Annotated in this window: 16 protein-coding genes; 2 read left to right on the top strand and 14 right to left on the bottom strand. The window is 73.5% G+C overall.

The features are described from left to right. The first annotated feature begins 2 nt into the window (after positions 1–2). A complete protein-coding gene (locus QN157_05175; GenBank protein MDR7554981.1) occupies positions 3–761 on the top strand; it encodes an ABC transporter ATP-binding protein in 759 nt (252 codons plus the stop codon). Then, positions 755–1,441, top strand: a complete 687-nt coding sequence (locus QN157_05170) for an ABC transporter ATP-binding protein (GenBank protein ID MDR7554980.1) — start codon at positions 755–757, stop codon at positions 1,439–1,441. Before QN157_05175 ends, QN157_05170 begins: the two co-directional genes overlap by 7 nt. Before the next feature lie 43 nt (positions 1,442–1,484). On the opposite strand, the gene QN157_05165 is transcribed toward QN157_05170, so the two are convergent. The 14 genes from QN157_05165 to aroF all read right to left on the bottom strand — a co-directional run bounded on the left by QN157_05165 (position 1,485) and on the right by aroF (position 14,006). Then, complete coding sequence (locus QN157_05165; GenBank protein MDR7554979.1) at positions 1,485–2,102, bottom strand: DUF5666 domain-containing protein; 618 nt, start codon at positions 2,100–2,102, stop codon at positions 1,485–1,487. A gap of 48 nt (positions 2,103–2,150) precedes the next feature. Continuing rightward, entirely contained in the window at positions 2,151–3,044 is an 894-nt protein-coding gene (locus QN157_05160) for a DNA glycosylase (GenBank protein MDR7554978.1), read from the bottom strand. A 17-nt stretch (positions 3,045–3,061) separates the two neighbouring features. After that, positions 3,062–3,652 carry a hypothetical protein gene (locus tag QN157_05155; GenBank protein ID MDR7554977.1) on the bottom strand — a complete coding sequence of 197 codons (591 nt, stop codon included), beginning with the start codon at positions 3,650–3,652 and terminating at the stop codon, positions 3,062–3,064. Between the two features lie 21 nt (positions 3,653–3,673). Next, positions 3,674–4,204 carry an NUDIX domain-containing protein gene (locus tag QN157_05150; GenBank protein ID MDR7554976.1) on the bottom strand — a complete coding sequence of 177 codons (531 nt, stop codon included), beginning with the start codon at positions 4,202–4,204 and terminating at the stop codon, positions 3,674–3,676. 1 nt (position 4,205) lies between these two features. Further along, positions 4,206–5,111, bottom strand: coding sequence for a tryptophan synthase subunit alpha (gene trpA, locus QN157_05145; GenBank protein ID MDR7554975.1), 906 nt, complete (start codon positions 5,109–5,111; stop codon positions 4,206–4,208). 79 nt (positions 5,112–5,190) lie between these two features. Continuing rightward, on the bottom strand, positions 5,191–6,384 hold the full coding sequence (gene trpB, locus QN157_05140; protein ID MDR7554974.1) for a tryptophan synthase subunit beta: 1,194 nt from the start codon (positions 6,382–6,384) through the stop codon (positions 5,191–5,193). 23 nt (positions 6,385–6,407) lie between these two features. Then, positions 6,408–7,115 carry a phosphoribosylanthranilate isomerase gene (locus QN157_05135; GenBank protein ID MDR7554973.1) on the bottom strand — a complete coding sequence of 236 codons (708 nt, stop codon included), beginning with the start codon at positions 7,113–7,115 and terminating at the stop codon, positions 6,408–6,410. Next, the gene (trpS, locus tag QN157_05130; protein ID MDR7554972.1) at positions 7,112–8,128 is read right to left on the bottom strand and encodes a tryptophan--tRNA ligase; all 1,017 of its coding nucleotides are present in this window, start codon (positions 8,126–8,128) and stop codon (positions 7,112–7,114) included. The genes QN157_05135 and trpS overlap by 4 nt, the downstream gene beginning before the upstream one ends. 40 nt (positions 8,129–8,168) lie before the next feature. Beyond that, positions 8,169–8,960 (bottom strand): indole-3-glycerol phosphate synthase TrpC, encoded by a 792-nt coding sequence (gene trpC, locus QN157_05125; GenBank protein ID MDR7554971.1) that lies wholly within the window; start codon positions 8,958–8,960, stop codon positions 8,169–8,171. Positions 8,961–9,027: 67 nt separating this feature from the next. Further along, positions 9,028–10,044 carry an anthranilate phosphoribosyltransferase gene (gene trpD, locus QN157_05120; GenBank protein MDR7554970.1) on the bottom strand — a complete coding sequence of 339 codons (1,017 nt, stop codon included), beginning with the start codon at positions 10,042–10,044 and terminating at the stop codon, positions 9,028–9,030. Beyond that, a complete protein-coding gene (locus QN157_05115; GenBank protein MDR7554969.1) occupies positions 10,041–10,643 on the bottom strand; it encodes an aminodeoxychorismate/anthranilate synthase component II in 603 nt (200 codons plus the stop codon). The genes trpD and QN157_05115 overlap by 4 nt, the downstream gene beginning before the upstream one ends. After that, entirely contained in the window at positions 10,640–12,145 is a 1,506-nt protein-coding gene (trpE, locus tag QN157_05110) for an anthranilate synthase component I (protein MDR7554968.1), read from the bottom strand. The genes QN157_05115 and trpE overlap by 4 nt, the downstream gene beginning before the upstream one ends. Then, entirely contained in the window at positions 12,142–12,987 is an 846-nt protein-coding gene (locus tag QN157_05105; GenBank protein ID MDR7554967.1) for a prephenate dehydrogenase/arogenate dehydrogenase family protein, read from the bottom strand. Before QN157_05105 ends, trpE begins: the two co-directional genes overlap by 4 nt. After that, a complete protein-coding gene (gene aroF / locus QN157_05100) occupies positions 12,987–14,006 on the bottom strand; it encodes a 3-deoxy-7-phosphoheptulonate synthase (protein MDR7554966.1) in 1,020 nt (339 codons plus the stop codon). The genes QN157_05105 and aroF overlap by 1 nt, the downstream gene beginning before the upstream one ends. Between the last annotated feature and the right edge of the window lie 363 nt (positions 14,007–14,369).

Below are 14,369 nucleotides of genomic sequence, written 5' to 3'. Positions count from 1 at the left end.
CCATGACGGCCGTGGAGGTGCGGGGCGTGCAGATGCGCTTCGGGGCGCTGGCGGCCCTGGCCGGCGTGCACCTGAGCGTGGCTGCGGGGGAGCGGCGGGCCGTCATCGGCCCCAACGGCGCCGGCAAGACCACGCTGTTCCACATCATCAGCGGCGAGCTGCGGCCCACCGCCGGCACCGTGCGGTTGCTGGGGACCGACGTCACCGACGTCCCGCCCCACCGGCGCGCCCAGATGGGTCTGGGGCGCACCTTCCAGCGCAACAACCTGTTCCTGCGCCTGAGCGTGTGGGAGAACGTACGCCTTGCCGTGCAGGTCCGGCGGGGGCTCGGCCGGCAGCTGTGGCGCGCCGCCGACGCCGACCCGGAGGTGGCCCGGGACGCCGCGCTGCTGCTGGAGCAGGTCGGCCTCGCCGACCGGCGCCGGCAGCTGGCAGCCGAGCTCTCCTACGGCGAGCAGCGTCAGCTCGAGCTGGCCCTGGCGCTGGCCACCCGCCCGAAGGTCCTTCTGCTCGACGAGCCCACCGCGGGCACCTCGCCCGCTGAGACCGCACGCATGGTCGACCTGCTGGCCGGGCTCCCGCGGGAGATCACCCTGTGCATCATCGAGCACGACATGGACGTGGTGGTGGCGCTCGCCGACAACATCACGGTGATGCACTACGGCCAGGTGCTGGCCGATGGACCGGCGGCGGCGGTGCGCGCCGACCCGCGCGTGCAGGCCGTCTACCTCGGAGCCGACGACGAGGAGCACGTATGCTGACGGTCGACCACCTGCACGCCTACTACGGCGACAGCCACATCCTCCAGGGCATCACGCTGGCGGTGCGCGAAGGACAGGTGGTGGGGCTGCTGGGCCGCAACGGCGCCGGCAAGACCACCACCATCCGCAGCATCATGGGCGAGTTGCCGCCGCGTCGCGGGCGCGTGGTGCTGTTCGGCCAGGACGTCACCGGTGCACCGCCCGAGCGCATCGCGCGCCTGGGCGTCGGGCTGGTCCCCCAGGGCCGCGCCATCTTCCCCACGCTCACGGTGCGCGAGAACCTGCTGCTGGGCGCGCGTCCGGGCCCCTGGACCGAGGAGCGCGTCTACGATCTCTTCCCCAACCTGCGCCTGCGCCGCGGCCACCGCGGGGCCCAGCTCTCGGGCGGCGAGCAGCAGATGCTGGCCATCGGCCGCGCGCTGCTCACCAACCCGCGGCTGCTACTGCTGGACGAGCCCTCGGAAGGCCTGGCGCCGCTGCTGGTACGCGAGATCGGCCGGGTGATCGCACGCCTCCGCGGCGAGGGGTTGGCCATCTTGCTGGTCGAGCAGCACCTGCCCATGGCCCTGCGCGTCGCCGACTGGCTGTACGTGCTCAACAAGGGCCAGATCGTCTACCAGGCCCCGCCGGCGCAGTTGCGCGCCGACGCGCAGGTCCAGCACACGTTCCTGGGCGTGTAGCCGAGCCGCGGCCCCGGTGACCGACGGTCGCGCCGGGCGCCGCCTAGCGTGCGGGGCCCTCCACCGTGACCGAGGCGGCCGTGAGGCTCCCGTCGGCCTGCAGCCCGCCGCGCGCCATCACCCGCATCCCGGAGCGCAGGTCCGCCAGCCGGATCACCGTGAGACGGAAGATCTCGGCATCACGGGGCACCGCGATGACGGCCGTCCCTTCGGGAAACTTCAGATAGAGCACCCGGCCTTCCACCCGCCGGACGTTCTGGAAGACGTAGGCGTTGGTCATGAGGTTGCCGGTCTCCATGGGAAACTGACCTTCGCGCACGCGCCCCTTGAACTCCGGTGGGAAGATGGTGATGGCGAGGGCCACCAGCGAGCCGTCCGGCTCGCGCCGGGCCGTGACGCCCACGAAGTCGTTGGGACGGATCTGCTCGAGCCGCGCGGGCTGGCGCAGGAGGAAGCGGGTGTCGGCGGTCGTCAGCACCCGCACCGTGGTGCCGGTTCGCGTGGTGATCACCACCGTGGTCCCTTCGATCGCAGCGATCACGCCGTCTGCGCGGTCGACCGGCGCAGGTGCGGCGCCGGCCGGACCCGCGCCCCCATTGACCACGCCCAGCGCCAACAGCACGGCTACCGATATCGCCGTCCGCACGATCGAACGCCACATCACCACCACCCCCCGACCCAGCCTGGCCGCACGGTGTACTCCAGCCACTCACCGCACGCGCGCCGCACGAGACGCCGCGTAGAGATGCTGTTGCGCATATCCCGCCAGCGCTCCGAACCGGTCGCGCGCCCACGCCCGGATCGCCCGCGGCGTGCGCGGCCGACCGCCGAAGTACCAGCGCACGACCGCGCGGTGCACCCAGACGTCCACCGGAAACGCCTCCCCCATGCCATAGGCGAACAGCAGCACACACTCGGCCACCTTCTCCCCCACGCCGGGCAACGCCATGAGCATCCGCCGGGCGTCGTCGTACGGCAGGGCTCCCAGTGCGCGCAGGTCGACCTCACCGCGGGCGACCAGCCGCGCCAGGTCGCGGACGTAGGGCGCCCGGTAGCCCAGCACACACGTCCGCAGCGTCGCCGGCCGCGCCTCGGCCAGCCGCTCGGGGGAGGGGAACCGGGCGGTTCCACCGGGGAGCGGGTCCCCAAAACGCCTCGCCAGGCGCTCGATGGCCAGCACGATCTTGGGGATGTTGTTGAACGCCGAGATCACGTACGACACCAGACACTCCCACGGGTCCTGCCGCATGAGGGCGATCCCCGACGTGGCCCGCAGCAGGCGGCGGAGCACGTGGTCGTGGGCCAGCGCTGCTTCGATCTGTGCCAGGGGCGCGTCAGCGCCCAGATGGTGCACGATGCGGGCGAGCGCCGTGTCCTCGTACGCCACGCCAGCCGCCTGCACGCCGGCTGCGGGCGCAGGCGCCAGCGCGCCCTCCCACCGCACCGCCAGCCCGGTGGCATCCTGCGTGACCTGCACCACCGCGCCGTCGACGACGCCGCGGGCGTGGACGGACACGCCGTCGTCGGACGGCCCGCGGACGACCGTCCACCGGAAGCACTGGCCGCACGCCAGGGTCCGGTCGAGGCGGTATGGCGGCGCCACCGGAACGCGCGCCGTCCTCACGCCTCCAGCAGTCCCGCGTCGAGCACCAGCTGCGACCACGTCTCCATCAGGGGGTAGACGGCACGGATCTCCGCCGTCGTCGCCAGACGGCCGATCAACCGGTCGGTCTCACGAATCGCCACGTCGCCCGTGCGGACCTCCACCAGGTGCACCAGTCCGAAGTGCACTTGCCCCACCGGATTGTCGTCGTCGTTGAGCACGCCCACCAGGCGTGCGTCCCAGGCGCCGGTGAGCACCAGCTCCTCGTCGAGCTCGCGGCGCAGCCCGGCCGCGAGCACGTCCGCCGCGGCGGCGACGTCGGCCTTCGCCACGTGGCCGCCGACGCCGATCGAGTAGAGGTCGTGCAACCGGGCCTCGCCGCCCGCGCGCGTGCGCCGGAACAGCATGTAGCGGTCGCCGCGGCGCACGAGCAGGTAGGGGATGATCTGCTTGTAGGTCGGGTCGTCTTCGACGTCGCCCCGGCGGCGGAACACCCCGTGGCGCCGGATGCGCGCCACGTAGTCCGCAAGCCCGCGGGTCGCCACGCCCCGAAACGGACCGTCCCAGAACAGGTCGCCCCGCGGCACCACCAGGATCTCCTCGTCCATGCCCATCGGTCCACCCGTCCGCTACGGCGCGACCGCCCGGTCGAAGACCGTCACCCGCGCGGCCGCCCGGGCGAACGAGCGCGGGTCAGCCGTCGCGTAGGTGAACTTCGCCAGCACCACGCCCCCGGGCCTCCGCAGCGGCGGCAGCAGCAAAGGGAGGTCGGGAAACACCCGCAGCGTGCGCAGGTCCCGAGCCCCTGCCCAGCGCAACGCGCCCTCGGGCGAGGGCGCGACGTGGTCACGGTCCACCCGCCCCGAGAACAGGAAGATCGTCCAGTGCGCGCCGGCAGACGCCACGAGCGCCGTCGCCACGCCGCGGAACTGCAGTGCCGGGCGCAGGCCCGCTTCCTCCCAGACCTCCCGCTGTGCGGCCTCCAGCGGATCCTCGCCCCGCTCGATCTTGCCGCCCAGCGCGTTCCACCACACGGTGCCGTGGCTGCGCTGCCGGATCAGCAGCAGGCGGCGCCCGTGGAAGACGAAGCACAGCGTGCGCAGGTAGACGGCCCTGGGGCCGCCGGGATGGGGCCGGGGGTGGAAGACGCCCCCCACCACGCTAGCGGGGCGCCCCGGCGGCCGCGCCGGCATCCACGCCGGCCCGCAGCGCGCGGACGAACTGCTCCAGCGCCGGGGCGGCCTGCGCGCCCTCGCGCTCGACGATGGCCACCACCGCGCTGCCGACGATCACCCCGTCGGCCACGCGCGCGACCGCCGCCGCCTGCTCGGGCGTCGAGACGCCAAACCCCACGCAGACGGGCAGCGCCGTGTGCCGGCGCACCCGGGCCACCAGCCCGTCGATGTCGTCGGCGAGGCGCGCGCGCACGCCCGTGACGCCGGCCAGCGACACGCAGTACACGAACCCCGACGACGCCGCGGCCACGGCGGCCAGGCGCGCGTCGGTGCTGGTGGGCGCCGCCAGGAAGATCACGTCCAGCCCGTGCGCCCGCGCCGCCTCCCGCAGGGGCGCGCCGTCGTCGGGCGGAAGGTCTGGCACTACCACGCCGTCGACGCCGGCTGCCGCAGCGTCGCGGCCGAAGGCCTCCAGGCCGTAGCGCAGCACCGGGTTGTAGTAGGACAGGATCACCAGCGGCTGCGCCAGGTGCGGCCGCACGTCGGCGACCATCGCCAGCACGTCACGCAGGCGCACACCCGCCGCCAGCGCGCGCTGCGCGGCCCGCTGGTTGGTCGGGCCGTCGGCGATGGGATCGGAGAAGGGCACGCCGATCTCCAGCAGATCGGCGCCAGCCGCCGCCAGGTGTACCAGGAAGCGTGCCGTGTCGGCCAGCGACGGGTCGCCCGCCATGAGGAAGGGCATCAGGGCGCGCCGGCCCCCGGCCCGCAGGCGCGCGAACGTCCGCGCGATGCGGCTCCCGGCAGGTGCGCCAGCCCCCGCACGCGGTGTGGTCCCTTCCCGACCATGCCCCGCGACACCATCCCCCACGACCTCCGGCGCGCCACTCATGCCCTCTCCCCGTCGATCGCCAGCATCGCCATCACGCCAGAGCACCCGCCAGACGCCTTGCACCTGCGACGCCATCGGCTCACGGCGTCTCCCCCAGGGCTGCAGCCACGACCTCCACGTCCTTGTCGCCGCGCCCTGACAGGCCCACCAGCACCACCGCTTCGCGCGGCAAGGTCGGCGCCAGGTGCTGCAGATAGCCCAGGGCGTGCGCGGGTTCCAGCGCTGGCAGGATCCCTTCGGTCTGCGCCAGCACCCGGAAGCCCTCCAGGGCCAGGCGATCATCAGCGGCCACGTACTCGGCGCGCCCGATCTCTTTCAGCCACGCGTGCTCGGGTCCGACCCCGGGGTAGTCGAGCCCGGCCGAGATGGAGTGGGTGGGCAGCACCTGACCGTCCGCGTCCTGCAGCAGGTAGCTCAGCGCACCGTGGAGCACGCCGGGGCTCCCGGCCGTGAGCGTGGCCGCATGCCGGCCCGACGCCAGCCCCGCACCCCCGGCCTCGACCCCGATCAGCCGCACGGGATCGTCACGGAAGGCGTGGAAGAGCCCAAGGGCGTTGCTGCCGCCGCCCACGCACGCTACCACCACGTCGGGCAGGCGGCCGGCCTGGTGGAGGATCTGCGCGCGCGCCTCGCGCCCGATGACCGCCTGGAAGTCGCGCACCAGCGTGGGGTAGGGGTGGGGGCCGACCACGGACCCGATGACGTAGAAGGTCGACTCCACGTGCGTGACCCAGTCGCGCAGCGCCTCGTTGATCGCGTCCTTCAACGTGCGGCTGCCCGCCTCGACCGGTACCACCCGGGCGCCCAGCAGCCGCATGCGAACCACGTTCAGATGCTGGCGGGCCATGTCCTCGGTGCCCATGTAGACGTCGCAGGCCAGCCCCGCCACCGCAGCGGCGGTGGCCGTCGCCACGCCGTGCTGGCCGGCGCCGGTCTCGGCGATCACCCGGCGCTTGCCCATGCGTCGCGCCAGGAGTACCTGCCCCAGGGCGTTGTTGATCTTGTGGGCACCGGTGTGGAGCAGGTCCTCGCGCTTGAGGAAGACGCGCACCCCCAGCCGCGCGCTGAGCCGCGCGGCGAAGTACAGGGGCGTGGGCCGGCCGCAGTAGTGGCGCAGCGCCGCGGCCAGCTCGCGCTGGAACTCGACGTCGTCGGCCAGCCGGGCGTACGCCTGCTCGAGCGCGTCCAGCGCGGGCACCAGCGTTTCGGGCACGTAGCGCCCGCCAAACCGCCCGAATCGCCCCGCAGCAGCGGTCTGCATCGGCAACGTCATCGCGTCTGGTCGCCTCCTCCCGCCTACGGCCCCGCCCGGGGACGCCGGCTCGTCGACGGCTGGGCCGCCGGGCCGGCGGGCGTCATGGGGCCTGGGGGCTCCTGCGGCCAGAAGGCCGCGGCGGTGCGTGCCGCCGCCACGAACGCGGCCATCTTGCGCGGGTCCTTCCGACCGTCGGTCTCGACCCCCGAGCTGACGTCGACGGCATAGGGACGTACCACCCGGACCGCGTCGGCTACCGTCTCGGGGCGCAGGCCACCCGAGAGCACCACGCGCAGGACCCGCGCCACCGGCGCGGCCAGCCGCCAGTCGAACGCCTGCCCGGTCCCGCCCCGCTGGCCCGGCCGGTGCGCGTCGAGCAGCACGGCCGCCGCCCGGTAGGCGCGCAGGCCCTCGAGGTCCAGCGGCCCGACCACCGGTACGGCCTTGATCACGGTCACGCCCCAGGTGGCCACGGCCGCGCAGTAGGCGGGCGGCTCGTCGCCGTGCAGCTGCACCGCGTCCAGGCCCACAGCTTCCACCAGGGCCCGCAACCGCTCCAGGGGCTCGTTCACCACCACGCCCACCCGGGTCACGAACGGCGGGAGGGCCGCCGCCACCTGCCGCGCGCGCACCGCGTCGATCTGGCGACGGCTGGGCGCGAAGACGAAGCCCACGGCGTCGGCGCCGGCCGCCGCGGCCGCCTCGGCCTCGGCGGCGTCGGTGATGCCGCAGATCTTGACCCGTATCATGCGCGCGGACGCACGGCCCGGAAGTAGACCATCTTCATGGCCTCCTTGGCCTCGGCCAGCGTCTGGCCGGCGATCTCCCGGGCCCGCCGCGTGCCCTCCACGACGATCTCCTCCACCAGCCCGGGGCGGGCGGCGTAGCGGGCCCGGCGCTCCCGAATGGGGTCGAGGAACGCGTTCAGCGCCCGCGCCAGCCGCTGTTTCACCTCCACGTCCCCCACCTTGCCGGCCCGGTAGCGCCGCTTCAGCTCTTCGACCTCCTCCCGGTCCGCGTTGAAGGCGTCGTGGTAGATGAAGACCGGGTTGCCCTCCACCGTCCCCGGGTCGGTGGGGTGAATGCGCTTGGGGTCGGTGTACATGCGCATCACCCGCTGCGTCACGGTCTCGGGGTCGTCGGAGAGGTAGATGACGTTGCCCAGCGACTTGCTCATCTTGGCCTTGCCGTCGGTACCGGGCAGCGTCCCCACCTCGCCGATGAGGGTGGCCGGCTCGGGGAACACGGGCGCAAAGGTGTCGTTGAAGCGCCGCGCGAGCTCGCGGGTCAGCTCCAGGTGGGAGGCCTGGTCCTTGCCCACGGGCACGATCTCGCCTTTGACGCTGAGGATGTCGGCGGCCTGGAGCACCGGGTAGTTCAGCAGGCCCGCCGACGGCTGGGCGATGTGGAGGTCGCGCATCACCTCCTTGAGCGTGGGCACGCGCTGCAGGCGTGGCACGGTCACCAGCATCGAGAAGATCAGGGCCAGTTCAGGGATCTGCGGCACGCCCGACTGCAGGAAGATCGTGGACCGCTCGGGGTCGATGCCCACGCTCAGGTAGTCCAGCACGATCTCCCGGATGTTCTCCTCGATCTCGTCGAGCCGCTCGAGCCGCGTCGTGAGGATGTGGTAGTCGGCCAGCAGGAAGAAGCACTCGTACTCGTCCTGGAGCTTCACCCGGTTGGCGAGCGTGCCCACGTAGTGGCCCAGGTGGAGCTTGCCGGTCGGCCGGTCCCCGGTCAGCAGTCGCCCTTTCTTCATGTGTCCCCTCCGCAGACGTCGCTCCCAAACGCCGTCGTCGTCACCTGACAGCATCCACCGCAGCCCGCAGCCGGGCCAGCGCGGCCCCTGGGTCCGGGCTGGCCATCAGGGCTGTACCCACTAGCACGGCATCGACCCCAGCTGCGGCCACCCGCCGAAGATCCTCGGGCGTGGCGATGCCGCTCTCGCTGACGACGAGCCGCCCAGGAGGGATCTGCGGTCGCAGCCGCGCGGTGGTCGCCAGGTCCACGGCAAAGGTGCGCAGGTTGCGGTTGTTGATTCCCACGATGCGCGCGCCCGCGGCCAGGGCGTCGGCCAGCGCCGCCTCGCCGTCGATCTCGACCAGCGCCGCCAGCCCGAGGGCCTCGGCCAGCGCCACGAGGGCCGCAAGCGTCGCCTGCGGGACGGCCCCGGCGATCAGCAGCACGGCGTCGGCGCCCGCTGCGCGGGCCTCGTAGACCTGATAGGGATCCACGACGAACTCCTTGTACAGGACCGGCAGCCCCACGGCGGCGCGCACAGCGGCCACGTCGGCTGGTGCGCCCCGGAAGTAGCGGGCATCGGCCAGCACCGAGACCGCATCCGCGCCCGCCGCCTCGTAGGCGCGCGCCACCGCTACGGGATCGGTGTCGTCGCGGATCACGCCGCGCGCGGGTGACGCCCGCTTCACCTCGGCGACGATGCGTACCGGCGGGCCGGCCACGGCACGCGCGAAGTCGCGGGGCGGTGCGGCCGCCGCCGCCGCAGCCCGCACCGCCGCCAGCGGCACTGCCGCCTGGCGTGCGGCGACCTCCGCGCGCTTGTGGGCCAGGATCTCGTCCAGCACCGTCATGGCTACGCCCCGCTTGGCATCGCACCGAGTCCGTCACACGCCCCGGGCCGGGGGGCGTCCAGCGCGGTCATGCCTGCGCCGCCTTCGTCATGGCGCGCAGCGCCTCGAGCTTCTCGTAGGCGGCGCCCGCATCGACGGCCCGGGCTGCCAGCGCCAGGCCCTCGCGCAGGTCCTCGGCCAGCTCGGCGGCGACCAGCGCCCCGGCCGCGTTCAGCAACACCAGGTCGCGCGCCGGTCCGGGACGCCCCTGGAGCACGTCCAGGGTGACGGCGGCGTTCTCCTGGGGTGTGCCGCCCCGAATGGCATCGGCGGGCGGGGGCGCGATCCCCAGCGTTGTGGGGTCCACCTGGAAGACGTGCACCCGGCCGTCGCGCAGCTCGGCCACCTGCGTCGGCCCCAGCGTCGACAGCTCGTCCATCCCATCGCCGTGGACGACGAGGGCCCGCCGCACCCCCAGTTCGCCCAGCACCTCGGCCATGATCCGCACCAGCGCGGGGTCGTACGTGCCCACCAGCAGGTAGGCGGCGCCCGCGGGGTTGGCCAGCGGCCCCAGGATGTTGAAGACCGTGCGGATCCCGATCTCCCGCCGCGGCCCGGCCGCGTGCTTCATGGCCGCGTGGTAGAGCGGCGCGAAGAGGAAGCCGATGCCCACCTCCTCGATACACCGCTGCACGACGTCCGGCCCGACCTGGATGTTCACCCCCAGCGCCTCCAACACGTCGGCACTGCCCGAGGCACGGCTGACCGCGCGGTTGCCGTGCTTGGCCACGTACCCTCCGGCTCCGGCCACGACGAACGCGGCCGTCGTCGACACGTTGAACGTGCTGACGCGGTCGCCCCCGGTCCCCACCACGTCGATCAGGTGCTCCACGCGCGGGGTGACCCGCAGGGCCCGCTCCCGCATCGCCCGGGCGAAACCGGCGATCTCGTCCACCGTCTCCCCCCGCATGCGCAGGGCGGTAATGAACGCCGCGATCTGGGCCGGCGTGGCCTGGCCGTCCATGATCTCGCCCATCGCCTGCCAGGCGTCCTGCTCCGACAGCGTCTGGCGGTCGGCCACCGCGCGGATCGCCTCGCGGATCATCGCCACCCTCCCACGGCCGCCGCGGGGCGCACCCCCGCGCGCGCCAGGAACTGCTCGAGCAGGCGCGGCCCGCAGCGCGTCAGGACCGACTCCGGATGGAACTGCACACCCTCGATGGGGTAGACGCGGTGGCGCAGGCCCATGATCGTCCCGTCCTCCAACCAGGCCGAGACCTCCAGGGCCTCGGGGAGATCCTCGCGGGCCACGACGAGCGAGTGGTACCGGGTCGCGGCAAAGGGCACCGGCAGCCCCTCGAAGAGCGTGCGGCCGTCGTGGTGGATGGGCGAGGTCTTCCCGTGCACGGGGCGGGACGCCCGGACCACGCGGGCCCCGAACGCCACCCCCACGCACTGGTGGCCGAGGCAGACGCCCAGCGTCGGCACCGTCGGCCCCAGCCGGCGCACCACCTCCACCGAGATGCCGGCCTGCGCGGGCGTACACGGCCCCGGCGAGATCACGATGGCCTGGGGCCGGTGTCCCGCCAGGGCGTCGACGGTGATGGCGTCATTGCGGAAGACCGCGACCTCGGCGCCCAGCGCGCCCAGGATCTGCACCAGGTTGTAGGTGAACGAGTCGTAGTTGTCGATGACCGCGATCATCCGACGCTCCCTGCCCGCAGCAGCGGCACACGCCCGCGTCCCACCCGCTCGAGGGCCCGCACCAGCGCCGTGGCCTTGTTGACGGTCTCGACGTACTCGCGCTCCGGCACCGAGTCGGCGACGATCCCGGCGCCCGCCTGGATGAACGCCCGGTCACGGGCGATGGTGATGGTGCGCAGCACCAGCGCCGTGTCCAGGTTCCCCGAGTAGCCCACGTAGCCCACCGCCCCGCCGTACGGCCCTCGGGCCACCGGCTCCAGCTCGTCGATGATCTCCATGGCGCGCACCTTCGGCGCCCCCGACACGGTCCCGGCGGGGAAGCACGCCCGCAGCACGTCCCACGCATCGCGCCCGGGCGCCAGCAGGCCGCGGACCTCGCTGGCCAGGTGCATCACGTGGCTGAAGCGCGCGACCGTCATCAGCTCGGCGACCTCCACGGTCCCGTACCGGCAGACCCGCCCCAGGTCGTTGCGCCCCAGGTCCACCAGCATCACGTGCTCGGCGCGCTCCTTCTCGTCGGCCAGCAACTCGGCCTCGCGCTGCCGATCCTCGGCCTCGGTGGCGCCCCGAGGCCGCGTGCCCGCCAGCGGCCGGGTCTGCACCACGCCGTCCTCGACCCGGACGAGCATCTCGGGCGAGGCGCCCGCAAGCTGCACTCCGTCGAAGTCCAGGAAGAACATGTAGGGACCGGGGCTCACTCCCCGCAGCGCCCGGTAGACGTCCAGGGGGTCTGCGCCGCGCATCCGCACCGAGAACCGCCGCGACAGCACCACCTGGAAGACGTCGCCGGCCCAGACGTACTCACGGGCCCGGGCCACGGCGTCCAGGAACTGGGCCGCGGTCATCTCGTGGTCCATCACGGGCTCCACGCGCCCGGCCGGCTCCGGCGGCGTCAGGGGCCGCCGCAGGCGCTCGTAGAGCCGCTCGATCGTCTCCACCGCGCGACGGTACGCCTCGGCGGCGCTGCCGTCCACGTGGGCGTTGGCCACCACCCGCATCGTGTGCGCCACGTGGTCGAACACCACCACCGCGTCGGTGACGACCAGGTAGCAGGTGGGCAGGCCCAGCGGGTCGGGCGGCGGGGCGGGCAACCGCTCCCACAGCCGCACGCAGTCGTACCCGAAGTACCCGACGGCGCCGCCGGAGAAGCGGGGCAGGCCGGGGTGCGGGACCGGTCGGTAGCGGCCCAGCAGCTCCCGGGCGACGTCGAGCGGATCGGCCTCGACGACCCGCGCCTCGCCGGGCCCACAGATCTCGACCTGCCGGCCGAAGGCGCGCACCCGCACCGTGGGCTCGACACCGATGAACGAGTAGCGTCCGAGCTTCTCGCCGCCTTCGACGCTCTCCAGCAGGTACGCGTCCGCGCCGGCGCGCAGCTTGAGGAACGCCGAGATGGGGGTCTCCAGGTCGGCGGGGAGGTCGCAGACGACTGGAATCAGGTTGCCCTCGCGCGCCCGGCTGAGGAACTCGGTCTTGGTGGGCGCAATCGGCAGCCGGCTCATGGGCGCGCGGCGGCCTCCTCGCCCGTTGGGAGGACGTCGTCCACGGCGTCCTCCTCCAGCCCGCGCCGCAGGCGGGCCAGTTCGGCCTCGAACCGCGCGAGCGCCCGTAGGATCGCCGCACGGTTCTGGCGGCACACGTCGGCCCACAGCGCCGCCGGGCTGTGCGCAATGCGGGTCATGTCGGCGTATGCCGGCCCGGCGATGGCCCGGGCGTCGTCGGCCACGGCCCGGGTCAGCGCGAGGCTGACGAGGTAGGGCAGGTGGCTGACCTGAGCCACCAGCTCGTCGTGCTGCACCGGGTCGAGCAGGACCGGCCGCATCCCCAGCCGCGCGATCAGGCCGCGCAGCGCCTCCACTGCCTCGGGGGCGGTACCGGGTGCGGGCGTCAGCACGAACGGCCGGCCGTCCAGCAGCGCGGGGTCGGCTGCAGCGATCCCCTGCCGCTCGTTGCCAGCCATGGGGTGGCCGCCGACGAACCGCACGCCGGCCGGCAGGCCGCGGCTCAGGGCCGTCACGATCGGCGACTTCACGCTGCCCACGTCGGTGAGCACCGCGCCGTCGCGCAGATGCCGGGCTGCGGCACGGGCCACGGGCACGATCTGCTCCAGCGGGACGGCCACGATCACCAACTCCGCGCCCGCAGCCGCCGCGACCTCGGCCGCCAGCACGTCGGCCACCCCCCGGGCGCGGGCGACCTCGAGGGTCGCCGGGTCGGTGTCGATCCCGACCACGTCCACCCCGCACGCCCGCAGCCGCAGGGCCAGCGAGCCGCCGATCAGGCCCAACCCGACCACTGCCGCGGTGCGCGGAAATGACCCCGGCGCGCCCACCCCGGTGGCCATCACAGCGTCCGTCCCACCGCCGCCGCCAGGGGGCGCAGGCTGGCCATCAGGTCGGCGAAGTTCTCCAGGTTCAGCGACTGGGGGCCGTCGCTGAGCGCGTTGGCCGGATCGGGGTGGACTTCGATCATCAGCCCGTCGGCGCCGGCAGCCACCGCAGCCCGGGCCATCGCGCCCACGTAGCGCCACTTGCCCGTGCCGTGGCTGGGATCGACGATCACGGGCAGGTGCGACAGGCGCTTGAGCACGGGCACGGCGGAGAGGTCCAGCGTGTAGCGCGTGTGGGTGTTGAAGCCGCGGATCCCCCGCTCGCACAGCACCACCTGGTAGTTCCCTTCGTTGAGGATGTACTCGGCCGCCAGCAGGAACTCTTCGATGGTGGCACTCACGCCGCGCTTGAGGAGCACGGGCAGCTTGATGCGGCCGGCCTCGCGCAGCAGCGGGTAGTTCTGCATGTTGCGCGCGCCGATCTGGATCACATCGGCGTAGCGGGCCACCAGCTCCAGTTGCGCCGCGTCCATCGCCTCGGTCACCACCGGCAACCCGGTCCGCGCGCGGGCCTCGGCCAGCAGCTGCAGCCCTTCCTCCTCCAACCCCTGGAACGAGTAGGGCGACGTCCGCGGCTTGAACGCGCCCCCCCGCAGGAACCCCGCGCCGGCCGCCTTGACCGCCTCGGCGGTGGCCAGGATCTGCTCGCGGCTCTCCACCGAACACGGCCCGGCGATCACGGCGACCTTGGTGGCGCCGATCGCCTCCCCCCGGACCCGCACGACGGTGTCCTCGGGCTGGAACTCGCGGCTGACCAACTTGAACGGCTGCAGGATCGCCACGACCCGCTCGACGCCCGGCATGCCCTCCAGCGACTCGCGCAGAACCTCCTTGGTGCGGTCGTCGCCCACGACGCCGATGACGGTGCGGGCCACGCCCACCGAGATGTGGGTGTTGAGGCCCGAGGCCTTCACGCGCTCGACGACCGCCACGATATGGCCGTCGGTCGCCCCCGGTTCCATGACGATGATCATGCCGCCGCTGCCTCCTGCCGTCCCGACGCGAACCCCACGCCCATGGTCATCCCCCCTTCGACACCACCGGCACCCGAAAACACAGACACCTCTCGCCCTTCAGGGACGAGAGGCGTCCTCCCGCGGTGCCACCCGACTTCCGCGCGCCCAGGCCGACAGCGTCCGCTGTCGACCGACGGCGCCCGGCGCTTGACGCTCCCGTACCGGGGGAGCTGCCGGCGGAGCTACTGCCGCGCGCGGCGGGGTGCCGGGAGCGAACTCTCGGTTGTCACGCCCGCACCAAACCCCACCTGCGCACCTTCACCCCGCGCCTCCCGGGCCCATTCGCCGTCCTGTGGTTACCGCGCTCCCACCAGCACGCGG

Source organism: Armatimonadota bacterium (assembly GCA_031459855.1).
GTDB lineage: Bacteria > Sysuimicrobiota > Sysuimicrobiia > Sysuimicrobiales > Humicultoraceae > Fervidifonticultor > Fervidifonticultor primus.
The sequence above is the reverse complement of the archived record's forward strand: the minus strand, read 5'-3'. Positions and strand labels throughout refer to the sequence as shown.